This is a genomic window from Streptomyces sp. NPDC021012 (assembly GCF_044333355.1).
GTDB lineage: Bacteria > Actinomycetota > Actinomycetes > Streptomycetales > Streptomycetaceae > Streptomyces.
Window position 1 is genome coordinate 1 of the sequence record NZ_JBIRQU010000010.1, and the last position, 25,037, is coordinate 25,037.

Sequence of the window (25,037 nt, forward strand, 5' to 3'; positions counted from 1 at the left end):
CACGGCTATCTCGGCCGGTCGGACCTGACCTCCACCCGGTTCGTACCGAACCCCTTCGGTCCGGCGGTTGGTGGTCGGTTGTATCGGACGGGAGACCTGGCGCACTTCGACCGGAACGGTCGGCTGCACTACGACGGCCGGGCGGACGACCAGATCAAGATCCGTGGTTTCCGTGTCGAGCCCGGCGAGACCGAGGCCGCGCTGCTGACCCACCCCGCCGTCACCCAGGCCGTCGTCACCGTCCACCACGAGCAGCTCGCCGCGTACGTCGTCGCCGACGGGGACACGGACTCCGACGAGATCCGCCGGCACGTGGTCGACCGGCTCCCCGAGCACCTCGTCCCCACCCACCTCGTGGTCCTGGACCGGCTGCCGCTGACCCCCAACGGGAAGGTCGACAAGCGCGCCCTGCCCGAACCGGCGCCCGTCGCCTCCCTCGGTCGCGCCCCGCGCACGCCGCTGGAGGAGACCCTCGTCGGCCTGTTCGCCCGGACCCTGGACACCACCGCCGACCTCACCATCGACGACGACTTCTTCCACCACGGCGGCCACTCCCTCCTGGGAGCGCGTCTCACCAACCACATCGCCGCCGCTCTCGACGTCCGGCTCACCATCCGCGACGTCTTCCAGCACCCCACTCCCGCCCGGCTCGCCGAGCACATCGAGTCCCTGAAGGCCGCGCCGACGAGGAAGGCCCGTCCCGCCCTCCGCCGCCGCACCAGCTAGCCCACGAACACGAACACGAACACGAACACGCACACGACGCCACCGTCTCCATCGTCTCCACCACGACCGCGACAGAACGGATCAGCTCATGAACGCCTCTTCGACCCCCGCCCCCGAGGACGTCGTCTGGGACCTGCCCGGCGACCTGCCGCACCGCCTGTCGCTGCTCGTGCTGCCGCACGCCGGGGGCAACGCGCATGCGTACAGCGGCTGGCGCGAGCACCTGCCGGCCGATGTGCGGCTGCTCATCGGCCAGTACCCGGGTCGGGGTGCCCGCTTCAGCGAGGACCTGCCGGAGTCCGTCGACGATCTGGCGCTGCCCGTGGTGGACGCCCTTCCGGCGGACACCGGTGCCCTGGTGGTGCTCGGGCACAGCATGGGCTCCCTGGTGGCCTTCGAGGTGACCCGGGCCCTCCAGGCCGTCGGCCGCACGCCGCAGGGCCTGATCGCCTCCGCCTGCCGGGCGCCGGTGCTGCCCAACCAGTGCCCGGTGCACCCGGAGCGGCTGGACGACGACGAGCTGGTCGCGGCGATCAAGGAGCGCGGCGGCACGGACGACGGCATCCTCGACGACGAGGAGCTCCGCGAGATCGTGCTGCCGTCCATCCGCGCCGACTTCGCCATCGACGACGCCTACCGGTGCACCGCCCCGGCCGTACGGCTCGACTGCCCGGTCGCGGTGTTCGGCGGGGACGTCGACCCGATCGTCCCGGTCGACATGCTCGACGGCTGGTCCCTGGTGGCCGGGCACGAGGTCGTGCCCCAGGTGCTGACCGGTGACCACTTCTACTTCCAGCAGGACCTGCCCGGCTTCTTCGCCCGCCTGAACCCGGTCCTGGAGACCTTGTACGCCTCCGCCCCCAGCAACGCCTGAACAAAACCCCTGCCCCTGTCCCTGCCCCTTGCCCCCTGTCACCTGATCCGAGGAGAGCACCCGTCATGACCACGTACGCCCAGAGCCCGGTCGCCGCCGGCATCGACGTCGTCCGGGAGCCCGGCAAGCCGGCCCTCGTCCGGACGCCCGCCTTCGACACGATGGCGGAGGCCACCGCCTGGCTTTCCGCGCAGCTCCCCGCCATCCAGGCCGAACTGCACCGCTCCGGCGCCGTCATGCTCCGCGGTCTCCCGGTGACGGACACGGAGACGTTCGCCGAGGCGCGGGACGCGCTGATCGCCCAGCGCGCCGGGTACAAGGAGAAGGCCACCCCCCGCAGCGACTTCGGTGAAGGGGTCTTCTCCTCCACCGACCTCCCGGCCGCCCAGGCGATCCGCCTGCACAACGAGAACAGCTACACCCTCGACTTCCCCGGCGTGCTGCTCTTCGGCTGCCTCATCGCCCCCGAGACCGGCGGCGCGACCACCGTCGGCGACATGCGCAAGGCCCTCGCGATGCTCCCGCAGGACCTGGTCGACCGGTTCGCCGAGGCCGGCTGGCTCCTCGTGCGCAACTACTCCGACCTGGCGGGCATGCCCTGGCGCAAGGCCTTCTCGTCGGAGGAGCCCGCGGGCGCCGAGGAGTACTGCGACGCCCACGCGATCGGCTACGAGTGGCTCGACGAGGACACGCTGCGCACCCGCCAGCGCCGCTCCGCGATCATCACGCACCCGGTGACCGGCGAACGGTCCTGGTTCAACCACTTCGCGTTCTGGAACGCCCGCAGCCTCGACGAGGACGTCCGCGAGGTCCTCACCGAGACGTTCGGCGAGGACGGCCTGCCCTTCGACACCCGCGTGGGCGACGGCACCGCCCTCACCGACGCCGAGGTGGACGCCATCAACGAGGTCTACCAGGCGGTCACCCTGCGGGAGAGCTGGCGTACCGGCGACCTGATGCTCGTCGACAACATCCTCTGCGCGCACGGCCGGGAGTCGTACACCGGCGACCGGAAGATCGTCGTCGCCATGGGCGAGCCGGTACGGCTGTCCGACTGCTCCCCGACCACCGCCCCCTCCACCACCCTGTACGGAAGGTGAGCCCCGCCATGACCGCCGTCCTCCCCGAGCGCTCCACCACCGCCCCGGCCCCGGCCGCCTCCGCCACCGAGACCCACGCCGCCGCCGGTACCGGCGCGGCAGACCTCCTCGCCCGGCTCGCGACCGCCCCCGGCGGCCGCATCGCCGTCGTCGCGGGCGACGACCTCCTCACCTTCGACGAGCTGCGGGCCGGGGCCGGTGCGTTCGCCGCCCGGCTCGGCGCCCTCGGCGTCGGCCCGGAGAGCGTCGTGGCGCTCTGCCTGCCCCGGGGCGCCGCCCTGGTCACCGCGATCATCGGCACCCTCACCGCCGGCGCCGCCTACCTGCCGGTCGACCCGGCGCTGCCCGCCGACCGCCGCCGCTACCTCGTCGAGGACTCCGGAGCCGACCTGGTGGTCGTGGACGGCGCGGACGGTACGGAGGGCTCCCCGGCCCCCGGCGCCCACGCCGTGACCGTGACCGTCGCCGAGCTGACGGTCGCCCCGGGCGGCGACCCGGCCCCGGCCGCGTACACGCCGGTCCCGGTCACCGGGGACACGCTCGCGTACGTCATCTACACCTCCGGTTCCACCGGCCGGCCCAAGGGCGTGGAGATCGGCCGCGCCGCCGCCTCCCTGCTGCTGAAGGAGCTGGAGGAGGCGGGCGCCGCCACCGGCGAGGGCCGCCGGGTCGGCTGGAACGCCTCGCCGTCGTTCGACGCCTCCGTACAGCAGTGGACCCGGCTCTGCCGGGGCGACACCCTCGTCATGATCGACGAGGAGACCCGCCGCGACCCGTCGCTGCTCGCCGCCTTCGTCGACGAGCACGCCCTCACCGACCTGGACATCACCCCCTCGCACGCCGATCCGCTCCTCGACCTGCTCACCGAGGACGGCGGCCCGCGCCCGCTGACCCTCCTCGTCGGCGGCGAGGCGATCAGCCCGGCGCTGTGGGACCGGTTCGCGGCCGCCCGCCGGAGCGGCCTGCTGCGCGCGTTCAACGTGTACGGTCCGACCGAGTGCACCGTCGACGCCACCGCCGGCCGGATCGACGCGCCGGGGGAGCCGCACATCGGCGCCGTGCTGCCGGGGCTGCGGATGCGCCTGCTCGACGAGAAGCTCGCGCCGGTCGGGCCGGGCGAGTCCGGCGAGCTGTACCTCGCGGGCCCGCGCGTGGGCCGCGGCTACCGCCGCCGCCCCGGACTGACGGCGGAACGCTTCGTCGCCGACATCGCCGAGGACGACGGCGCCTCCGGCGGGCGCATGTACCGCACCGGCGACCGCTGCCGCCTCCTGCCCGACGGCCGGCTCGTCTACCTCGGCCGCGCCGACGGCCAGGTCAAGCTGCGCGGCCACCGCATCGAACTCCCGGAGGTCGAGGCCGCCCTCACCCGGGTGGACGGCGTCGCCGAGGCCGCCGTGGTCCTCGGCGAGGACGCGGGCGGCACCGCCTGCCTGATCGCCTACCACCGCGGCGGGGACGCCACCGCCCTGCGCGCCGCGCTGTCGGAGAGCCTGCCCGCCTACATGGTGCCGAGCGCGTACGTGGCGGTGGACCGGTTCGCCACGACGCCCAGCGGCAAGCTCGACCGGTCCGCGCTGCCCACCCGGCTCGAAACCCCGGCGGCGGACGCGGAGTCCCCGGAAGCCGGCACCGAGGGGCTGAACGGCCGCGCGGAGGAACTGATCGCCCGCGTGTGGACCCAGGTCCTCGGCGCCGCGTCGATCGGCCCGGACGACAACTTCTTCAAGCTCGGCGGCCACTCCCTGCTCGCCATCAAGCTCGTCTCCCGCGTGCGGGCCGAGCTGTCCGTGGCCCTCCCGGTCAAGGCCGTGTACGCCCACCCGCGCCTGCGCGACCTCGCCGCCCACATCGAGGAGCTGCTGGCCGCACGGGATGCCTGACCACGGTCCCCGTCGCCGCCCCACCCGCCCGCCCCCGCCACTCCCGAGGAGCAGCAACCGTGATCCCCCTGTCCTACGCCCAGCGCCGCCTGTGGTTCCTGAACCGGCTCGAGGGTCCCTCCTCGGCCTACAACGCGCCCGTGGTGCTCCGGCTGGGATCGATGCCCGACCCGGTGGCGCTGGAAGCGGCGGTACGGGACGTGGTGGAGCGCCACGAGGTGCTCCGTACCGTGTACCCGGCCCGGGACGAGGAGCCGTACCAGCGGATCCTCGACGACGCCGACGTGCGCTTCGAGGTGGAGGAGTGCGCGACGGGCGGGGACGTGGAGGCCCGGACGACGGACTTCGCCCGGCTCCCCGTGGACATCACGCGCGAACTCCCCCTCCAGGTCCGGTTGTTCGAGGTGGCGGACGGGACGGCCGTCCTGGTGCTCCTCGTGCACCACATCGCCACGGACGGCTGGTCGGTGGGCTGCCTGCTCGCCGACCTCGACACCGCCTACCGGGCCCGCGCCGAGGGCCGCGCCCCCGGCTGGGAGCCGCTTCCCGTCCAGTACGCGGACTACGCGCTGTGGCAGCGGGACATGCTCGGCGACCCCGAGGACCCCGACAGCACCGCGCACGAGCAGCTCGCCCACTGGCGCAAGGCCCTGGACGGGATCCCCGCCGAGACGCGGCTGCCCGCCGACCGGCCCCGGCCCACCGAGCCCGGCCACCGGGGCGCGGTGGTCACGGCGGAGCTCGACGCCGGAACCCACCGGGCCCTCGCCGCCGTCGCGCGCGCCCGGCGCGGCACGTTCTTCATGGTGGCCCGCGCCGCCCTGGCACTCGCCCTGCGGGCGGCCGGCGCGGGCGAGGACATCGTGATCGGCACACCGGTGGCGGGCCGGCCCGAGGAGGACCTGCACGACCTCGTCGGGTTCTTCGTGAACACCCTGGCCCTGCGCACCGACCTCGGCGGGGACCCCGGCCTCGGCGCGCTCGTGGACCGCGTCCGGGAGACGGACCTGGCCGCGTTCGCCCACGAGGACCTGCCCTTCGACCTCCTGGTCGAGGACCTCAACCCCGAACGCTCCCTCGGCCGCCACCCGTTCTTCCAGGTCATGCTGAGCGCGCAGACCCGGCAGCAGGACGAGACCGTCCGTCTCGGGACCCTCCCCGCCGTCCTCGACGAAGCCGACCTCGCCGCCGCCAAGTTCGACCTGAGCTTCCACTGCGCCGAGACCCACGACACCGGCGGCGAGCCCGGCGGGGTGCTCCTCGGGCTGCAGTACGCGACCGACCTGTACGACGAGGACACCGCACGGCTCCTCCTCGCCCTGTTCCGGCGGGCCCTGACCGCCCTCGCCGAACAACCGGACAGCACCCCTCTCAGCCGGATCCCGCTCCTCGCGGACGACGAGCGCGACGGCCTCGACCGCCGCCACCGGGCCCTCGCCGAGGCGGCCCGGACCCGCACCGCGCACCGGCGGGAGCGGACGCGGGAGCGGGCCGGTTCCCGCTCCGCCGTGGACCCCCGCGAGGAGATCCTGAGCGGCCTGTTCGCGGAGATCCTGGACCGGGACGGCGTACGCTCCGGCGACAACTTCTTCAAGCTCGGCGGGCACTCCCTGCTCGCCGGCAAGCTCACCAACCGCATCCGGGGCGCCCTCGGCCTCCAGGCCGCGATCCGCGACGTCTTCCTCGCCCCGACCCCCCGGCAGCTCCTCCGCCGCCTCGGCGGGCGGGGCGACGGCCCCCGCCGCCCGGCCCTCCGCCCGGTGCCGGACGAGCACCGCCCCGACCCCGTACCCCTCTCGTACGCCCAGCGCCGACTGTGGTTCCTGAACCGGCTCGAGGGCTCCTCCTCGGCCTACAACGCGCCCATGGTGCTCCAGCTCGACGCACGGCCCGACACGGCCCTCCTGGAGTCGGCCGTACGGGATGTGACGCTCCGTCACGAGGTGCTGCGGACGATGTATCCGGTACGGGACGGGGAGCCGTACCAGCGGGTCCTGGAGGCTCCGGAGCCGCGGGTCGAGGTCGAGGAGTGCGCCACGCGCGAGGAAGCGCGGGCACGGGCGACCGAGTTCGCCGGGATCCCGCTGGATGTGACGCGCGAACTACCCGTACGGGTAAGGCTGTTCACGGTCCCCGACGACGGTGCGGCGGTTCTCGTCCTGTCGGTGCACCACATCGCCACGGACGGCTGGTCGGTGGGCTCCCTGCTCGCCGACCTGGACACCGCCTACCGGGCCCGCGCCGAGGGCCGGGCGCCCGACTGGGAGCCGCTGCCCGTCCAGTACGCCGACTACGCCCTCTGGCAGCGCGAGCTTCTCGACGGCGAACACGGCATCCGCGAGGACCAGTTGGTCTACTGGCGCAAGGCCCTGGACGGCATCCCCGCCGAGACGCGGCTGCCCGCCGACCGGCCCCGGCCCACCGAGCCCAGACACCGGGGCGCGGTGGTCACGGCCGAGCTGGACGCCCTGGCCCACAAGGCACTCGCCGGCGTCGCCCGCCGCGGCCGGGCCACGTTCTTCATGGTCGTCCGGGCCGCGCTCTCCCTCGCCCTGCGGGCGGCGGGCGCGGGCGAGGACGTCGTCGTGGGCACGGCGGTCGCGGGCCGGCCCGAGGAGGACCTGCACGACCTCGCCGGGTTCTTCGTGAACACCCTGGCCCTGCGCACCGACCTGTCGGGCGACCCCACCCTCGCCGAACTGGTGCGGCGCGTACGGGACGGGGACCTGGCGGCCTTCGCCCACGAGGACCTGCCCTTCGACCTCCTGGTCGAGGACCTCAACCCCGAACGCTCCCTCGGCCGTCACCCCTTCTTCCAGGTGATGGTCAGCGCGCAGACCGCGCGGGACACGTCCGTCAGCCTCGGCGGCATCACCGGCACGGCGGACGGAGCCGACCTCGCCGGAGCCAAGTTCGACCTCGCCTTCCACTGCGCCGAGACCCACGACACCGGCGGCGAGCCCGGGGGAGTGCTGCTCGGGCTGCACTACGCGACCGACCTGTACGACGAGGACACCGCGCGGATCCTGCTCGCCCTGTTCCAGCGCGCCCTGACGGTCCTCGCCGAGCGGTCCGGCGACACGCCGCTGAGCGAGGTCGACCTGCTCACCGTCGAGGAGCGCCGGGGGCTCGACCGCCGGCACGACGCCCTCGCACGCGCCCTGGCCCAGGAGAAGCAGGCCACGTCCCGCGACGGCCGGGGGACGGGGACGTCCTCCGCGGCGGACCCCCGCGAGGAGATCCTGAACGGCCTGTTCGCGGAGATCCTGGACCGGGACGGCGTACGCTCCGGCGACAACTTCTTCAAGCTCGGCGGGCACTCCCTGCTCGCCGGCAAGCTCACCAACCGCATCCGGGGCGCCCTCGGCCTCCAGGCCGCGATCCGCGACGTCTTCCTCGCCCCGACCCCCCGGCAGCTCCTCCGCCGCCTCGACGAGCGGGGCGACGGCCCGGCCCGCCCCCCGCTGCGGCCCGTCCCCGACGCGCTGCGGCCCGCACGCGTCCCGCTGTCGGCCGCTCAGCTCCGCCTCTGGTTCCTGGGCCGGCTCGAAGGCCCCAGCGCCACCTACAACATTCCCGTGGTGACCCGGCTGCACCGCCCCGTCGACCCGGCCACGCTCGCCGCCGCCCTCGCGGACGTCGCCGACCGGCACGAGGTGCTGCGCACCGTCTACCGGACGGCGGACGGCGAGCCGTACCAGCAGGTGCTCGCCGACGAGACGCCCGTGCTCCAGGAGATCGGGGCCGACGGCCCGGACGCACTGCGCGCGGCCGTCGACGCGGCCGCCGGACACGTCTTCGACCTGGCCGCCGAGATCCCCTTCCGGGCCTCGCTCGTGACGGACGGCGACGGCGGCCAGATCCTGGTGCTCCTCGTCCACCACATCGCGGGCGACGGCTGGTCGACGAACTGCCTGCTCGCCGACCTGGACACCGCCTACCGGGCCCGCGCGGAGGGCCGGGCGCCCGACTGGGAGCCGCTTCCCGTCCAGTACACCGACTACACCCTCTGGCAGCACGAGCTCCTCGACGGCGAACACGGCGTCGCGGGCGAGCAGCTGGCCCACTGGCGCGAGGCCCTCGACGGGCTGCCGCCGCTCCTTGCCCTGCCCACCGACAGGCCGCGCCCCGCCGAGACCGACGGCGCCGGCGCCCTCACCGCCTTCGAGGTGAGCGCCGCCACCCACCGGGCCCTGCTGCGCGTCGCCCGGAGCAACGGCGCCACCCTCTTCATGGTCGTGCAGGCCGCCCTCGCGGCCCTCCTCACCCGGCACGGCGCGGGCACCGACCTCGCGATCGGCACCACCGTCGCCGGCCGCGCGGACGACGCCCTCCACTCGCTCGTCGGCTTCTTCGTCAACACGCTGGTCCTGCGCACCGACACCTCCGGCGACCCCGACTTCACCGAACTGGTGCGCCGGGTCCGCGAGTCCGGCCTCGCCGCCTACAGTTACCAGGACCTCCCCTTCGACCGGCTCGTCGAACACCTCAGCCCGCACCGCTCCGCCGCCCACGCCCCGCTCGTCCAGGTGATGCTCCAGGTCCACGCGGCGACCACCGGCACCGGGACCCCGTCCGTCCTCGACGGCGAACCGGTCGCCTTCAGCGCGGTCGGCGCCAAGTCCGACCTCACCTTCGCCCTCACCGAACTCGTCGACGCGGACGGCGGTCCGGCCGGCCTGCGCGGCGCCCTGGAGTACGCGACCGCGCTCTACGACGCGGAGACCGCCGCGCTCCTGGCCCGGCGCCTGACCGAGACGCTGGACGCCCTGGCCGCCGACCCCGGCACCGCGCTCTCCGCGACGCCGTACGGCCCGGCGGCCCCCGCCGGCCCGGACGCCGTCCTGGACGAGCGGGGACGCCCCGCCCCGGTACGGGTGCCCGGCGAGGTCCACGAACGGACCCCGGGCGGCGGCCTGCGCTCCACCGGCCGGCGGGCGTTCGCCGACGCCGACGGACGGCTGCGGCCGGTGGCCACGCTCACCGTGGCCGGCTACCCGGTGGAGCCCGGTCACATCGAGGACGTGCTCACCCGTCACCCGGCCGTGACGGGAGCGGCCGTGGCCGTCCGCGACGACCGGCTGTACGCGTACGTCACCGGCGACACCGACGAGCCGACCCTCCGCGGCTGGGCCGCCGAACGACTCCCCGAGTACCTGACCCCCGCCCGCGTCGTCATCGTGCCCGCACTCCCCGCCCCCGGCACCCGCGCCGACGCCGCCCCCGAGCGGAAGACCCCGCCCCCGGACGCCCGAGAGGCCCGGCTCCTCGCCGTCTTCCGGGACGTCCTCGGCGGCCGCCCCATCAGCCGCGACGACAACTTCTTCAAGTCCGGCGGCCATTCCCTCCTCGCGGTCAGGCTACTCAACCGCATCCGCACCGAGTTCGGCCAGGACCTCACGCTGCGGGACGTCTTCCGCAACCCGACGGCGGCGGCCCTCGCCCGCCGCCTGTCCGAGGCGGGTGCGCCCGCGCCCGCGTCGGCCGCGACTCCGACCCTGCGCCGCCGCACGGCAGCGGGAGCCCGCCGCCCCCGCTGAGGCCCGGGGGACACCGGCCGGCGCGGCTCCGCAGCCCGCGGTCACCCGCGCCGGTCGGGGAGCCGGTCGTCGGTGTCGGGAACCTGCCAGACGACGGAGTCCGTCCCTGCTGGACTAGAGGCCCCACTCCGCATGTGACGGCCGATTCAGGACGGGACTCATGTCCACAGCAACCACCACTTCCGTCCGAGCTTCCGCACCGCCGGATCGCCCGGCCTTCGTCTCCTGGTCGGCCGTGATCTCGGTGATGCTGGGGATCTTCTCGATCGTCACGACCGAGATTCTTCCGATCGGCCTGCTGACATCGATCGGATCGAGTTTCACCGTCTCGGACGGAATGGCCGGTCTCATGATGACCATGCCCGGATTCCTGGCCGCCGTTTCGGCACCCTTGGTCACGGTGGCCACGGGACGTATCGACCGGCGGGTCATGCTGGGCGTGTTCATCCTCCTGCTGGCGCTGGCCAATTTCCTGGCGGCCGTCTCGCCGAGCTATTGGCTGGTCCTGGTCTCCCGCGTCATGGTGGGGGTCACCATCGGCGGCTTCTGGTCCATCGGAGCCGGGCTCGCCGGCCGGCTGGTGCCCGCGAGATCCGTGGGCCGGGCGACCTCGGTGATCTTCTCGGCGGTGCCGCTCGGCTCCGTACTCGGGGTACCGCTGGGCACGTTCATCGGCGACATCGCCGGCTGGCGGACGGCGTTCCTGGTCATGGGCGGCTTCACGCTGGCCGTCCTCGCCCTGCTGGTCCTGGTCGTCCCGCCGCTCCCCTCCGACCGGGCGACGCGCCTCGACGTCCTCGGCGGCATGCTCCGGAGCGCCAATACCCGCTTCGCCCTGGCGGTGACCTTCCTCGTCGTGCTCGCTCACTTCGGTACGTACACGTACGTCACCCCCTTCCTGGAGCAGGTGACCCATGCGGGTCCGGGGCTCGTCACGGTCTGTCTGCTGGTCTACGGAGCAGCCGGAATCGCCGGCAACTTTCTCGGTGGATCAGCTGTGGGGCGCTATCCGCGGGCCACTTTCGCCGCGGCCGCCGCGATGATCGGCGGCGCGACCCTGCTCCTTCCGGTCCTCGGGCGGTGGAACCCGGGGGCAATGGCACTGCTGATCGTCTGGGGCGTCGCCTACGGAGCCGTGCCGGCCTGTTCGCAGACCTGGTTCGCCAAGGCCTCGCCCGACGCCCCCGAGGCGTCCTCCGTCCTCTTCACCGCCTCCTTCCAGGCCACCATCTCCCTCGGGGCCCTGGTCGGAGGGGCCGTCCTCGACCACTCCTCTCCCTCGACGGTCATGGTGCTGGGCGGCGTGGCGGCCGTCCTGACGGTGCCGGTCGTCCGGGCCCACCGGGCGGGAAGGTTCCGGTGGCCCCAGGCCTCGTAGCCGACCGGGGGAAACCGGCCCGCCACCGGCAGCTCCGGGCAGGCGGCTTCTGCCGATCCGAGCTGCCGGGCCGACTGCCCAGCGGGCGGCCGTCGCGCGCCTAGCGTGAAGGGCACGGAGGCGAGAGGAACCGTTCGCCCCGGTCTCTCGGCCCTTTACCGGAGGAACTCAGGATGCCCCCCAGCAGAACGGAAGACCTGCTCGACGGCGGACCCTCTCCCGCCCCCGCGCCGCCCGTGCTCGACCTGATCGCCCATCAGACGCGTACCCGCCCCGACGCCCCGGCCCTGGTCCACGCGGACGCCCGCCTGACCTACGCGGAGCTCGCCGCCGCCGTACGGGACCGGGCCCGGGAGCTGACCGCCCAGGGCGCGGGCCCCGGCCGGCTCGTCGCGCTCCACCGGCCCCGCGGCATCGACGCCATCGTCGGCCTGCTCGCCGTCCTCACCACCGGCGCCGCCTACCTGCCCCTCGACGTCCAGGCCCCCGACGCCCGCAACGAGGCGATCCTGAAGGACGCCTGCGGAGACCTGGCGCCGACCCCCGCCGAGGTCGCCCGGCACGGCGAGCTCGTGCTCGGCGGTCCCGGCGCCGGAGAGGACGCGGCCTACGTCATCTACACCTCCGGCTCCACCGGCACCCCCAACGGCGTGGTCGTCGCCCACGACTCCCTGGCCCACTTCATCGCCGGTGCGACCCCGGCCTACGGCATCGGGCCCGACGACGCCGTCCTCCAGTTCAGCCCGCTGCACTTCGACGCCAGCATCCAGGAGATCTTCACGACCCTGGGCGCCGGCGGCACCCTCGTCCTGCGCACCGACGACATGCTCGACGTGTCCGAACTGCTCGCGGGCTGTGCCCGGCACGGCGTCACCTACCTCGACCTGCCCGCCGCCTACTGGCACGAGCTCGTCTACGTCCTCACCACCGGATCCGTGCGCCTCCCCGACGGCCTGCGCACCGTCATGATCTACGGCGAGGCCGCCCTGCCCGAGCGCGTCGCCCAGTGGCGGTCCCTCGTGGGGGACCGGATCCGTCTCCTCAACGGCTACGGGCCGACCGAGACCACCGTCGTCGCCACCATGGCCGACCTCAGCCGCCACGACGCCGGACCCATCCCCATCGGCCGGCCGCTGCCCGGCGTCCGCGCCGCCGTCGTCGACGGCGAACTGTGGCTGCTCGGCGGCGGCCTGACCCGCGGCTACCTCCACCGGCCCGAACTGAACGCCCGCCGCTTCACCGAGCTCGACGGCGAACGCGCCTACCGCACCGGCGACCTCGTCACCATCGGCGAGGACCGGCAGATCCTGTACCACGGCCGCCTCGACGACGAGGTGAAGATCGGCGGCCAGCGCATCGACCCCGCCGCCGTCGACTCCGTCCTCGCCGGCCACCCGAAGGTCCGGGAGGCCGTCGTCGTCGCCCAGCAGGACGGCGACGGAGTCAAGCGCCTCGTCGCCTTCGTGGTCACCGAGGGCGGCACGGGCGCGGAGGAGCTGCGCGACTGGGTACGCGCGCGCATGCCCGCCGCCGCCGTGCCCGCCGTCTCGATCGTCGTCGCCCTGCCCCGCACCAGCTCCGGCAAGATCAACCGCAAGGCGCTGCGCACGGCCGACCCGCTCCTGCCCGTCGTCGACGAGGAGCCCCTGCCCGCCGAGGACCGGGTCCCGCTCTCCCACGCCCAGCGCCGGCTGTGGCTGGTCGGCCAGCTCGACGGACCGTCCGCCGCCTACAACATGCCGATCGTCCTCGACCTGGCGGCGGTCCCCGACCGGGCCGTGCTCGCCGCCGCGGTGGCCGACGTCGCCGAACGGCACGAGGTGCTGCGCACCGTGTTCCTCGCCCCCGAGGACGAGCCGTACCAGCACGTCCTCGCCCCCGGAGCCGTACGGCTGCGCACCGTCGAGTGCCCGGCGGAGGAACGCGCCGAGCGGGTCGCCCGGTTCACCGCCGAGACCTTCGACCTGTCCCGCGAACTGCCGCTGCGCGTCGCCCTGTTCCTGCCGGAGGGCGGATCCGGCGCGCCCGGTGCTGAAGAAGGGTCCGGTGCCGAAGAAGGACCCGGTGCCGTCGACGGCCCCGCCGCCACCCTCGCCGTCCTGCTCCACCACGTCGCGGGTGACGGCTGGTCCCTCGCACCGCTGATGAACGACCTCGCCCACGCCTACGCCTCCCGCGCCGAGGGCCGTGCCCCCGGCTGGGAGCCGCTGCCCGTCCAGTACGCCGACTACACCCTCTGGCAGAACGACCTCCTCGGCGACGCCGACGACCCCGGCTCCGTCACCGCCGAGGGCCTCGCGCACTGGCGCGCCGCCCTGGAGGGACTGCCGGCCGCGACCGACCTGCCCCTCGACCGGCCCCGGCCCGCCGTCCGCGCCCATGACGGCGGCCTGGTGACCGCCGCCGTCGAACCCGCCGTCCACGCACGGCTCGCCCGCCTCGCCGAGGAGCACGACGCCAGCCTGCTCATGGTGGTGCAGGCCGCGCTCGCGCTCGCCCTGCGGGCGGCCGGAGCCGGTGAGCGCACCGTCCTCGGCACCCCCGTCGCCGGACGCGACGACGAGGCCCTCGACGAGCTCGTCGGCTTCTTCGTCAACACCCTGGTGCTGCCCACCGACACCTCGGGCGACCCCGCCTTCACCGACCTGCTGCACCGGGTCCGGGACACCGACCTCGCCGCCTTCGCCCACCAGCGGCTCCCCTTCGACCTCCTCGTGGAGCACCTCAACCCGCCCCGCACGCCCGGTGTCCACCCGCTCTTCCAGGTGATGCTGACCCTGCGGACCACGGGCCCCGACGGCGGCCCCTTCCACCTCGGCGCCATCGAGGGCCGCTTCGCCGGCGAAGGACCGGCCACCACCAAGTTCGACCTCACCGCCGCCTTCGAGGAGCTCCGGGACGGAGCCGACGCACCCGCCGGACTCCGCGTCGGCCTGGAGTACGCGCGCGACGTACTCGACGAGGACACCGCCCGCGTCCTGCTCACCGCCCTGGAGCGCGCCCTGCGCACTGCCGCCGAGCAGCCCGGGGCCCGGATCCGGGACACCGCCCTCGTCGACCCCGCGACCCGCCACGCCCTGGACGAACGACGGACCCGCGCCGCCGCCCGCGCCGCCGAGACGCCCGTGCCTCCCGGCACGGAGCCGCCCGCCCCGCACACCGACACCCTGCGGGAACTGTTCGCCGAGGTCCTCGGCCTCGACCAGGTCGGCCCCCACGAGGGCTTCTTCACCATCGGCGGCCACTCCATGAGCGGGGTGCGCCTCGCCAACCGGATCCGCGCCCGCCTCGGCGTCGACGTCCAGGTCCGCGACCTGCTCCTCGCCCCCACCCCCGACGCCCTCGCCCGCCGCATCGCCGCGCACGCCACCACCCGGGAGACACCGGAGCCGAGCCGCCCCCGCCCCGTCCCGCGCGCTGACCGGGCCGCACGCGTCCCCCTCTCGTACGCCCAGCGCAGGCTGTGGTTCATCGACACCCTCGAAGGCCCCAGCGCCTCCTACAACATCCCCCTCGTCCTGCGCCCGGTGGAGCCCCTCGACGCGGACGCGCTCGCCGAGGCCCTCACCGACCTCTCCGACCGGCACGAGGTGCTCCGCACCCGCTACCGCACCGTCGACGGCGAGCCCCACCAGGACGTCCTGCCCGCCGTCCGGCCCCCGCTCGACGTGCGGTCCGTGCCCGCCGAGCGGCTCCGGGACGCCGTCGCCGAGGCCGCCGGACACGTCTTCGACCTGGCCGAGGAGACGCCCCTGCGGGCCGCCCTCGTCACCCCCGACGACGGCGGCGGACAGGTCCTCGTCCTGCTCGTCCACCACATCGCCGCCGACGGCTGGTCCACCGGACCCCTCCTCGCCGACCTCGGCACCGCCTACGCCTCCCGCGCCGAGGGCCGTGCCCCCGGCTGGGAGCCGCTGCCCGTCCAGTACGCCGACTACACCCTCTGGCAGCGCGACCTGATCGACGGCCCGGCCGCCGAAGCCCACCTGGAGTTCTGGGAGAAGAACCTCGCGGGCGCCCCCGCCGTGCTCGAACTGCCCTCCGCCCGCCCCCGCCCCGCCGAGGCCACCCACCGCGGCGGACGCGCCCCCGTCACCGTCGACGCCGCCACCCACCAGACCCTCGAAACCCTGGCCCGGCGCAGTGGCGCCACCCTGTTCATGGTCCTCCAGGCGGCCCTGGCCGCCGTCCTCACCCGGCACGGCGCGGGCACCGACCTCCCCCTCGCCACCATGACCGCGGGACGCGACGACGAGACGCTCGGCGACCTGGTCGGCTTCTTCGTCAACACCCTGGTGCTGCGCACCGACACCTCCGGCGACCCCACCTTCGCCGAACTCCTCGACCGGGTCCGCCGCACCGACCTCGCCGCGTACGGGCACCAGGAACTCCCCTTCGACCGGGTCGTCGAGCACCTCAACCCCGTCCGCACCACCGCCCACCACCCGCTGGCCCAGATCGTCGTCCAGCTCCACCACGACTACACGGGCGGCGCGCCCGCCGCCGCAGCGAAGAGCCTCTTCCGTGCGGCGGGCGAACCCCTCCTCGACACCGTCTCCACCAAGTTCGACCTGACCTTCGCCCTGGACGAGCGACGGGACGAGGACGGCCGGCCCGCCGGACTGGCCGGCGGCCTGGAGTACGCCACGGACCTGTTCGACGCGCCCACCGCCGCGCTGCTCGCCGCGCACCTGGAGCAGACCCTGCGGGCGGCGGCGGCCGACCCCGGCGTACGGATCGGGGACGTCGACCTGTTCACCGCCGCCGACCGGTTCCGACTGGTCGACGAGTACAACGACACCGCCACCGCGGCCCCCGACGGCCCGGAGACGATCCACGCGCTGATCGCCCGCCGGGCCGCCCTCGCCCCCGGCGCGCCCGCGCTGATCACCGACGAGGAGACCGTCGGATACGGGGCGCTCGACGCCCGCGCCGACGCGCTGGCCGCCCGCCTCCGGGCCGCCGGCGTGCGCCGCGGCGACACCGTCGGCGTCCTCCTCGAACGCGGTGTGCCCCTGGTGGTGACGGCCCTCGCGGTCCTCAAGCGCGGCGCCGCCTACCTGCCGCTGGACCCGCGGCTCCCCGAGGCGAGGATCCGGCTGATGCTGGAGGACGCAGGGGTCCGGCTGGTGGCGACGGACGAGGACCACGCCTCCGCCGCGGCCGCCCCGACGCTCCTGCTCGTGGACGCGTCCGACGCCGGGGAGCCCCTCGCCGAGGACGCGTCCGACGCCGGGGAGCCCCTCGCCGAGGACGCGTCCGACGCCGGGAAGTCCCTCGCCGAGGACGCGTCCGACGCCCGGGATCCCCTCACCGAGGACGCACCCGCCGCCGGGGACGACCTGATGTACGTGATGTTCACCTCCGGGTCGACGGGCCGGCCGAAGGGCGTCGGCGTCACCCACCGCAACGTCGCGGAGCTCGCCGGGGACCGCGACCTCCGCACCGGGGGACCGCGCCGGATGCTGGTCCACTCCGCCACCGGGTTCGACGCCTCCGTCTTCGAGATCTGGGTGCCGCTCCTGAACGGCGGCAGCCTCGTCCTCATGCACGGCGACGGCACGGACCTGGCGGAGACCGCCCGCGCCGTCCGCGAACACGGCGTCACCACCGCCTACTTCACCGTCGGCCTCTTCCACGTCATGGCCGACGAGGGCCTGGACACCCTGCGGTCGCTGCGCGAGGTGTGGACCGGCGGAGACGTCGCCAACCCGGCCGCCGTCCAGCGGGTCCTCAGCCACTGCCCGGACACCGTCCTGGTCCACTCGTACGGCCCCACCGAGACCACCTTCGCCTCCCACAACCAGTGGTTCGGCACCGGCGAACGCACTCTGCGCGGCACCGGACTCCACCTCGGCCGGCCCATGGACAACACCCGCAGCCACGTCCTCGACGACGCCCTGCGGCCCGTCCCGCCGGGCGTCCCCGGCGAGCTGTACATCGCCGGCGCGCACGTGGCCCGCGGCTACGTCGGCCGGGCCGGACTGACCGCCGAGCGCTTCGTCCCCGACCCGTTCGAGGGCGACGGCAGCCGCATGTACCGCACGGGCGACCGCGTGCTGTGGACCCCCGCCGGCGAACTCCGCTTCCTGGGCAGGGCGGACGGCCAGATCAAGCTGCGCGGCGTACGGATCGAACCCGGCGAGGTCGAACGCGCCCTCGCCGCACACCCCTCGGTCGGCCAGGCGCTCGTCGTGGTCCGCGAGGACCGGCCCGGGGAGAAGAGCCTCGTCGGCTACGTCGTCCCCCGCGCGGAGGCGGCGGTCACCGAGGCCGAACTGCTCGCCGGGGCGCGCGCCGCGCTCCCCGAGCACCTCGTGCCCTCCGCCGTCGTCGTCCTCGACGCCCTGCCGCTCACCGTCAACGGCAAACCCGACCGCGCGGCGCTCCCCGCCCCGCACCGTCCCGCTTCCGCCGAGGGCGGGCGGCAGCCCCGCAACGCCCGCGAGGAAGTGCTGTGCGCGCTGTTCGCGGAGATCCTCGACGTGCCCCGGGTCGGCATCGACGACAACTTCTTCGCCCTGGGCGGCCACTCGCTGCTCGGCGTCCGCCTGGTCAACCGCGTCCGCGGCGTCCTCGGCATCGAACGCACCGTCCGCGACCTGTTCCGCCTGCCCACCCCCGCCGGACTGCTCGGCTCGCCGGAGGACGACGGCACGGCCGCCGCCCTGGGCGTCCTGCTCCCGCTCAGCACCCGCGGCACCCGCCGCCCGCTGTTCTGCGTCCACCCCGGCACCGGCGTCGGCTGGTCCTACGCCGGCCTCGCCCGCCACCTGGGCGACGACCAGCCGCTGTACGCGCTCCAGGCCCGCGCGCTGAGCGAACCCGGCCATCGGCCGCGCAGCGTCGAGGCGATGGCCGACGACTACCTGGAGCAGGTCCGGCGGATCCAGCCCTGGGGTCCCTACCGGCTGCTCGGCTGGTCGTACGGCGGCATCGTCGCCCACACCATGGCGGTACGGCTCCGCGAGGCCGGCGAGCGGGTCGAACTGCTCGCGCTGATGGACGTCCACCAGACCGGGCCCGGAAGCGTCTCCGTGCTCCCGCCCGAGGCGAGGGCCGGGAAGGCGCGGGACCTCGCCGCCGCGATGGCGGAGATCCGCCGCGAGGACCCCGTCCTCGCCGGGTTCTCCGACGCGGAGCTCCAGGCCGTGCTCCGCGCCTCCGAGACCCACGCCGCCCTCATGGCGCGGCACGTGCCGGGCGTCGCCGACACCGACACGGTGTTCTTCACCGCCCGCCGGCCGGGGGAGCGGGAAGGTGCTCTCGCCGCCACCTGGATTCCCTTCACCGAAGGTGTCATCGACAATCACACGGTCGAATGCGGCCACCTCCAGATGACCGAACCGGAACCTCTCGAAACAATCGGAAGAATTGTCGCGGAGAAACTCTCCGCGCTCCAGAAGGAAGAAACGAGGAGCCAGTCATGAGCGAGTCCGTCAACCCGTTCGACAACGCCGAGGGCACCTTCCACGTCGTCGTGAACGACGAGGGCCAGCACTCCCTGTGGCCCGCCTTCGCGGACGTCCCGGCCGGCTGGACCAGCGTCTGGGGTGCCGGAAACCGCGAGGAAGCCCTGGAGTACATCACCGCCAACTGGACCGACATCCGCCCGCGCAGCCTCGTCGCCCAGTACGCCTGACCCGCCCGGCCCGCCGGCGCCGTGCCCCGCGTTCCATGCGGGGCACGGCGCTTTTTCGTGTATTGATTCCGGAGCGAAAGTGCCGGTCCTTGCTGCCGGTCGTACTTCCCCTTCCGGAATCCCTGGAAATCTATCCTCGACCCATGAAGATACTTCTGAGCGGAACCGCATCGGATTCCCACACCTGGAATCTCGTGTACCTCCGTCTCTTCCTTGAGGAACAGGGCCACCAGGTCGTCGGGCTCGGGCCCTGCGCCCCCGCCGAGCTGCTGGTCGCCGGCTGTCTGCGGCATGCGCCCGACGCGGTGGTGCTCAGCAGTGTCAACGGGCACGGCTACCGCGACGGACTCGCGGCCGTCCGCCGGCTGCGCGCGGAACCCGACCTGGCCGGCCTCCCCGTGGTGCTCGGAGGCAAGCTCGGCGTCGCCGGGCACCGCCAGGAGGCGGACGTGGCGCGGCTGACCGAGGCCGGCTGCGACGCCGTTCTCGGCGAGGACCTGGACGCCCTGCGCGCGTTCCTCACCGCGCGCGCCCGCAGGGAGGTGCCGGCTTGACCGCCCCGGCCCCCGACTTCGGCGGCTTCGTCGCGGCGTCCACGGCCGCCGGCCGGCTCGTCGTCCAGCCCCGCATGGGCTTCGGCGACCCCGGCCGCATGCGGGACGGCCTCGCCCGCACCAGGGCCGCCACCGCCCACACGGCGGGCACGCTGACCGTCGACAGCTATACCCGCGTCGGCGACCTCGCCGCCGCCCGCGCCGCCGTGGCCGAGGGAAGCCGCCTCAACGGCTACCCGATCGCCGCGCACTCCCGGGCCACCACCCGGGCCGTCCTCGACGGACTGTTCGACGCCGACTTCCCCGTACAGGTCCGGCACGGCTCCGCCCGCCCCCTGCCCATCGTCCGGGCGCTCACCGCGGCCGGCCTCGACGCCACCGAAGGCGGCCCCGTCTCCTACTGCCTGCCCTACGGCCGCACCCCGCTGCGGGAGTCCGTCACCGCCTGGGCCCGCGCCTGCGAACTCCTCGCCACCGGCACGCGCCCCGGAGCCGTACCGCACCTGGAGAGCTTCGGCGGCTGCCTCCTCGGCCAGCTCTGCCCGCCCGGGCTCCTGGTGGCCGTGAGCGTCCTGGAATGCCTCTTCTTCGTCCAGTACGGGCTGCGCAGCGTCTCGCTCAGCTACGCCCAGCAGACCGACCCGGACCAGGACGAGGAGGCCCTGCGCGCCCTGCGCCGCCTCGCCGCCGAGCTCCTGCCCGGGGACGTCGACCACCACGTCGTCCTCTACACCTACATGGGCGTCTACCCGCGCACCGAACAGGGCGCCACCCGCCTCCTGGAGGCCTCCGCCCGGCTCGCCGTGCGCTCCGGCGCCGGCCGCCTCATCGTCAAGACCACGGCGGAGGCCCACCGCATCCCGACCGTCGAGGAGAACGTCCGCGCCCTGGAGACCGCCGCCGCGGCCGCCGCGCTCGCCGGACCCCCGGCCCCGGACCGTACCGCCGAGGAGGGCGGCGAGGTGTACGAGGAGGCCCGCACCCTCGTCGAGACCGTCCTCGGCCTCCACCCCGACCTGTCCCGGGCCCTGCCGGCCGCCTTCGAACGAGGGCTGCTCGACGTGCCCTTCTGCCTCCACCCCGACAACGCCGGCCGCTCCCTCGGCCGCGTCGACCCCGGGGGCCGCCTCCGCTGGGCCCGGACCGGCGCCATGCCGATCCGCCCGGACACGGCGGCGGACGCCGCACCCCTCACCTCGGCCGGCCTGCTCGCCGCCCTCCACCACGTCGCCGACCGCTACGACAGCCCCCGGCACCACGACAGCGGCGACGACCACGACCGGCCGCAGGCCACCCCGGTCACCGTCTGAACCGCCCCACCCCCTCAGCAGAGCACTCCCGACCGTCCCGAACAGGAGTCCCGCCATGGAGAATCCCGACCCCACCGGCACCCCGGCCGGCCCGCCCCCGCTCGGCGAACACCTCCGCTCGCCCCGGCTGCGCGCCGCCATGCTCGTCCAGCAGGAGGCCCTCCACGCCGCCCGCGCGTTCCTGCGCGGCGAGGGCTTCACCGAGCTGCTGCCCCCGCTCGTCGGACCCGTCACCGACCCCGGCGGCCGCGGCGCCAAGGCCCTCGACGTCGACTACTACGGCCACCCGTACAAGCTGATGACCAGCGCCATCCTCTACAAGCAGGCCTCCCTGCGGGGCTTCCCCCGGCTCTTCTACATCGCCCCCAACGTGCGCGTCGAACCCGAGGAGACCGCCGGCACCGGCCGTCACCTCGTCGAGTTCCACCAGATCGACGTGGAGATCGCCGACGGGAGCCGCGAGGACGCCCAGGAGATCGCCGCAGGCCTGCTGACGCACGTCACCGAGCACGTGTGGACCGCCGTCCCCGAGATCCTGACCGGACTCGGCCGCGTCGAAGGCGACTTCGCCGACATCCGCGCCGGCAAGTACGACGTCCGCACCCACGACGACGCCGTCGCCCGGCTCCTCGCCGCCGGCCACCCGCAGAACCCCGACGGCGAGATCGACTGGGCAGGGGAGCGCCTCCTCTCCCTGGAGAGCGACCGCCCCTTCTTCGTCAACGACTACCCCAAGGGCTCCCGCGGCTTCTACGACCGGGAGGACCCCGAACGCCCCGGCGTCCTGCGCAACTTCGACCTGATCGCCCCGCACGGATACGGCGAGCTGGTCTCCGGCAGCGAGCGCGAGGCCGACTACGCCACCATCGTCACCCGCATGCGGGAGAGCGGCGAGAACCCCGCCAAGTACGCCTGGTACCTCCAGGAGGCCCGCGACGGCATGCCGTCCAGCGCCGGATTCGGCATGGGCCTCCAGCGCCTCGTCCGCTTCCTCACCGGCCTCGACGCCCTCTGGCAGGTCAGCGCCTACCCCAAGCTCCCCGGGGTGGTGGCCCCGTGACCGCCCTCGGCGCCCCCGGCTTCCCCGAGCGGGCGATCCGCGCCCGCGCCCGCAACGGCACCGCCGAGGTCTTCCCCGACCCCGCCACGTACGGCACACAGCTGTACGGACCGGGTACGGCGACCCCCGCCGACGAGCTCGACCGGGCCCGCATCGTCCCGCCCGTCTTCATGCCCCAGCGCCTGGAGAAGCTCATCGACCTCGCCCGCGAGCCGGAGTTCACCGACGTCGACCTCTCCACCCGCGTCGGCGGCTTCACCGCCCGGCTGCCCCTCTACCTGTCCGCCTTCGGCTCCACCCGTGCCGGCAGCGGCGACCTCGCCGTCCACGCGAGCCGGCAGGCCGCCCGCCTCGGCATCCCCATGGTCATCGGGGAGAACATGATCCCCGTGCACGGCTACCGCCGCGCCGGTGACGCCACCCGCTCCGCGCTCCTCGCCCGCGTCGAGGCCTACCTCGACGCCGCGCCCGACGGAACCGGCGGCATCGTCGTCCAGCAGTCCACCGAGGACGCCGACTCCGAGGTCTGGAACCTCCTCTACAGCGACCCCGCCTTCCGCCCCCTCCTGGAGACCGGCCGGCTCGCCTTCGAGCTGAAGACCGGTCAGGGCGCGAAACCCGGCCTCGGCGGCATGACGGTCGTCGACCGGGCCGAGGCCGAGCAGCTCGCCCGCCGCTTCACCGTCAGCCCGGTCCTCGGCGCGGACGGCGAGCGCCGACTGCGCTGCGCCACCCCCGGGACCTTCACCGACGAGATCCTCCGCCAGCAGCTGCGCTTCATGCGGAACAACTTCCCCAAGGCCCGCACCTGGGTGAAGTTCCACCCGGGCCGCGACATCGCCCACGCCGCCCGCACCGCCTGGTCCGCCGGAGCGGACGCCGTCACCGTCGACGGCGCCGAAGGCGGCACCGGCTGGGCCCCGGGCGTCTTCCTCGACCACGTCGGCCTGCCGCTCGCCGCCTGCCTGCGCCGCATCGGCCGCCCCGACGGCTGCCTCCTCGCCTCCGGCGGCATGTGGGAGGGCGGCCGCGCCGTACGCGCCCTCGCCCTCGGCGCCACCGCCGTCGGCCTGGGCCGGGCCGCGCTCGTGGCCGTCGACGAGGACCCCGAACACGGCCTGGAGCGCCTCGCCGACGGCATCGCCCTCGAACTGCGGCTGCTGATCAGCGCGCTGGGCAAGTACACCGTCGCCGCCCTGGACCCCGAGGACCTCTGGTGGCCCGAAGGACACGCGCCGCTCCCGGCCGCCACCGACCCGGTGGGGGCGACGCCGTGACCGCGCACCGGCGGCGCGGCCGCGACCGCGCCGTCCACGCCTGCTTCTCCGTCCGGGAGGCCCCGGGCATCACCGTCACGGTCTCCCACGCCGGGACCGGCCTCGCCGCCACCGCCAGGCACACCGCGCAGCGGGCCCTCGCCGAGGCGGGCCGCGGCTACCTCGGCGGCCGCGTCGAACTGCGGGCGCCCCGGCCGCCCGCGCAGGCCGCCACCCGGCCCGGCGACGTCGGCCCGCGCCGGCGACGCGCCGTACGCCGGGCCGCCGACCGCGCCGTGGCCCTGGCCGTCGCCGCCACCCTCAGGGGCGACGCCGCCGGCATCCGGGTCCACGTCCGCCCACCCCTCTGACCACCACCCACCGCCCCCCGCCCTCCCTCGACCACAGAAAGCCGACCTCATGGGAACGACCCCCGCGACCAGCGCACCGGCGGGCGCACAGCCCGCCGTCGACTGGCGCCGCGTCAGCAGCCTCGTCATCGGCCAGGCCGCCGTGCAGGCGGGCAGCTTCGCCCTCCTGATCGCCATGAGCTGGACGGCGGTCCAGCTCGGCGGCCGCGAAGCCGTCACGTACGTCACGCTCTCCGCCACCCTGCCGCGCGCCCTGCTCCTCCTCTTCGGCGGAGCGCTCGCCGACGCCCTCGGCCCCCGCGCCGTCCTGCTCCGCGCGACGAGCGTCCGCGTCCTCGTCCTCGCGGCCGGAGTGGCGGTGACCGCCACCACCGAGTCCCTGTGGCCGCTGATCGCCGTCGCCCTCGTCGACGGCGTCCTGCTCGGCCTCACCGGCCCCGCCTCCGGGGTCCTGCTGCCCCGGCTCGCCCCCCAGGACCAGCTCGGCCGCGCCAACTCCCTGTTCTCCATGGTGCTGCGCCTCGCCCCCATCGCCGGATCCCCCCTCGGCGCCTGGCTGGTCGTCGTCGGAGGCCTGCCCGTGGCCATGACGGCCGCGGCCGTCGGCTGCGCGCTCTGGCTGGCCTGCGCCGCCCACGTCACCCACGGCATGACCCGGCCCGAACGCACCCCGCAGGGACCCTCCCTGCTGCGCCGCTCCGGCGACGGCTTCCGGCTCCTCGCCGCGCACCCGCGCCTGCGGTGGATGTTCGTCGCCTGCTTCTGCATGGACCTGGCGTTCCTGTGGCCGGCCGAGGTCGCCCTGCCCCTGCGGGCCGCCGACCAGGGCTGGGGCGTCGGCGCCGTCGCCATGGTCCTGTCCGTCTTCGGCGCCGGAGCGCTGGCGTCCGCCGCCCTGGGCGCGGCGCTCGCCCACCGCATCCCGGCGCACACGAAACTCGTGGTGACCGGCGTCGGCCTCGCCGCCGGCATGGCCGCCATGGCGCTCGTCCCCTCGGCCGTCGTCCTGGCCGCCACCGCCGGCGCCGTCGGCCTGCTCTCCGGCCTGAACGGGCCCGCCCTGGTCACCGCCTACCAGCAGGCCGTCCCCGAGGGCCGGATGGGGGCCGCGATGTCCACCTTCGCGCTCTCCGGCATCGGCGCGGCACCGCTGTCCCTGGCCGTCTTCAGCCCCGTCTCGCTCTACCTCGGGGTGACCGGGACCTGGCTGCTGTGCGCGGGCCTCGCCCTCCTCTCCCCGGTCGCCGCGGCCGTCGCCCTGCGCGGTGGGGCGGCCACCGTCGCACCGCGCGCCGAGGCCCGTACCCGTACCGCACCGGAGCCCACCGCCACTTCCGTGTGAG

At 74.8% G+C, this 25,037-nt stretch carries 15 protein-coding genes; 14 read left to right on the top strand and 1 reads right to left on the bottom strand.

Annotated elements, in window-relative coordinates; all coding sequences use genetic code 11:
• From ACH4TP_RS28680 to ACH4TP_RS28700, 5 genes are all read left to right on the top strand, one after another.
• On the top strand, positions 1 to 726 hold a 726-nt coding region (locus ACH4TP_RS28680), incomplete at its 5' end, for a phosphopantetheine-binding protein (protein WP_398439494.1).
• Positions 727 to 814: 88 nt separating this feature from the next.
• Positions 815 to 1,600, top strand: a complete 786-nt coding sequence (locus ACH4TP_RS28685; RefSeq protein WP_398439495.1) for a thioesterase II family protein — start codon at positions 815 to 817, stop codon at positions 1,598 to 1,600.
• Between the two features lie 65 nt (positions 1,601 to 1,665).
• On the top strand, positions 1,666 to 2,700 hold the full coding sequence (locus tag ACH4TP_RS28690; protein WP_389235937.1) for a TauD/TfdA family dioxygenase: 1,035 nt from the start codon (positions 1,666 to 1,668) through the stop codon (positions 2,698 to 2,700).
• A gap of 8 nt (positions 2,701 to 2,708) precedes the next feature.
• Positions 2,709 to 4,583, top strand: a complete 1,875-nt coding sequence (locus tag ACH4TP_RS28695; RefSeq protein WP_398439496.1) for an amino acid adenylation domain-containing protein — start codon at positions 2,709 to 2,711, stop codon at positions 4,581 to 4,583.
• Positions 4,584 to 4,642: 59 nt separating this feature from the next.
• The gene (locus ACH4TP_RS28700) at positions 4,643 to 10,123 is read left to right on the top strand and encodes a condensation domain-containing protein (RefSeq protein WP_398439497.1); all 5,481 of its coding nucleotides are present in this window, start codon (positions 4,643 to 4,645) and stop codon (positions 10,121 to 10,123) included.
• A 114-nt stretch (positions 10,124 to 10,237) separates the two neighbouring features.
• On the opposite strand, the gene ACH4TP_RS28705 is transcribed toward ACH4TP_RS28700, so the two are convergent.
• Entirely contained in the window at positions 10,238 to 10,531 is a 294-nt protein-coding gene (locus tag ACH4TP_RS28705) for a hypothetical protein (protein ID WP_398439685.1), read from the bottom strand.
• Here ACH4TP_RS28705 and ACH4TP_RS28710 point away from each other — a divergent pair.
• The 9 genes from ACH4TP_RS28710 to ACH4TP_RS28750 all read left to right on the top strand — a co-directional run bounded on the left by ACH4TP_RS28710 (position 10,431) and on the right by ACH4TP_RS28750 (position 25,036).
• Positions 10,431 to 11,501: an MFS transporter gene (locus tag ACH4TP_RS28710; protein ID WP_398439672.1), complete on the top strand. Its 1,071-nt coding sequence runs from the start codon at positions 10,431 to 10,433 to the stop codon at positions 11,499 to 11,501. The genes ACH4TP_RS28705 and ACH4TP_RS28710 overlap by 101 nt on opposite strands.
• Before the next feature lie 173 nt (positions 11,502 to 11,674).
• Complete coding sequence (locus ACH4TP_RS28715; protein WP_398439498.1) at positions 11,675 to 18,931, top strand: amino acid adenylation domain-containing protein; 7,257 nt, start codon at positions 11,675 to 11,677, stop codon at positions 18,929 to 18,931.
• Positions 18,928 to 19,143, top strand: coding sequence for an MbtH family protein (locus tag ACH4TP_RS28720; RefSeq protein WP_398183518.1), 216 nt, complete (start codon positions 18,928 to 18,930; stop codon positions 19,141 to 19,143). Before ACH4TP_RS28715 ends, ACH4TP_RS28720 begins: the two co-directional genes overlap by 4 nt.
• 143 nt (positions 19,144 to 19,286) lie before the next feature.
• Positions 19,287 to 19,697, top strand: coding sequence for a cobalamin B12-binding domain-containing protein (locus ACH4TP_RS28725; protein ID WP_389235016.1), 411 nt, complete (start codon positions 19,287 to 19,289; stop codon positions 19,695 to 19,697).
• A complete protein-coding gene (locus ACH4TP_RS28730) occupies positions 19,694 to 21,007 on the top strand; it encodes a methylaspartate mutase (protein WP_398439499.1) in 1,314 nt (437 codons plus the stop codon). Before ACH4TP_RS28725 ends, ACH4TP_RS28730 begins: the two co-directional genes overlap by 4 nt.
• Positions 21,008 to 21,062: 55 nt before the next feature.
• Entirely contained in the window at positions 21,063 to 22,067 is a 1,005-nt protein-coding gene (locus ACH4TP_RS28735; protein WP_389235022.1) for an asparagine synthetase A, read from the top strand.
• Positions 22,064 to 23,344 carry a glutamate synthase-related protein gene (locus ACH4TP_RS28740; RefSeq protein WP_398439500.1) on the top strand — a complete coding sequence of 427 codons (1,281 nt, stop codon included), beginning with the start codon at positions 22,064 to 22,066 and terminating at the stop codon, positions 23,342 to 23,344. Before ACH4TP_RS28735 ends, ACH4TP_RS28740 begins: the two co-directional genes overlap by 4 nt.
• Positions 23,341 to 23,694, top strand: a complete 354-nt coding sequence (locus tag ACH4TP_RS28745; protein ID WP_389235028.1) for a hypothetical protein — start codon at positions 23,341 to 23,343, stop codon at positions 23,692 to 23,694. Before ACH4TP_RS28740 ends, ACH4TP_RS28745 begins: the two co-directional genes overlap by 4 nt.
• 49 nt (positions 23,695 to 23,743) lie before the next feature.
• Positions 23,744 to 25,036, top strand: a complete 1,293-nt coding sequence (locus tag ACH4TP_RS28750) for an MFS transporter (RefSeq protein ID WP_398439501.1) — start codon at positions 23,744 to 23,746, stop codon at positions 25,034 to 25,036.
• Position 25,037: the final 1 nt, after the last annotated feature.

Bases quoted from the DNA above. Each gene is read 5' to 3' on its own strand.
- ACH4TP_RS28685 (WP_398439495.1), top strand. From the start codon at position 815: ATGAACGCCTCTTCGACCCCCGCCCCCGAGGACGTCGTCTGGGACCTG.
- ACH4TP_RS28690 (WP_389235937.1), top strand. From the start codon at position 1,666: ATGACCACGTACGCCCAGAGCCCGGTCGCCGCCGGCATCGACGTCGTC.
- ACH4TP_RS28695 (WP_398439496.1), top strand. From the start codon at position 2,709: ATGACCGCCGTCCTCCCCGAGCGCTCCACCACCGCCCCGGCCCCGGCC.
- ACH4TP_RS28715 (WP_398439498.1), top strand. From the start codon at position 11,675: ATGCCCCCCAGCAGAACGGAAGACCTGCTCGACGGCGGACCCTCTCCC.
- ACH4TP_RS28720 (WP_398183518.1), top strand. From the start codon at position 18,928: ATGAGCGAGTCCGTCAACCCGTTCGACAACGCCGAGGGCACCTTCCAC.
- ACH4TP_RS28725 (WP_389235016.1), top strand. From the start codon at position 19,287: ATGAAGATACTTCTGAGCGGAACCGCATCGGATTCCCACACCTGGAAT.
- ACH4TP_RS28735 (WP_389235022.1), top strand. From the start codon at position 21,063: ATGGAGAATCCCGACCCCACCGGCACCCCGGCCGGCCCGCCCCCGCTC.
- ACH4TP_RS28750 (WP_398439501.1), top strand. From the start codon at position 23,744: ATGGGAACGACCCCCGCGACCAGCGCACCGGCGGGCGCACAGCCCGCC.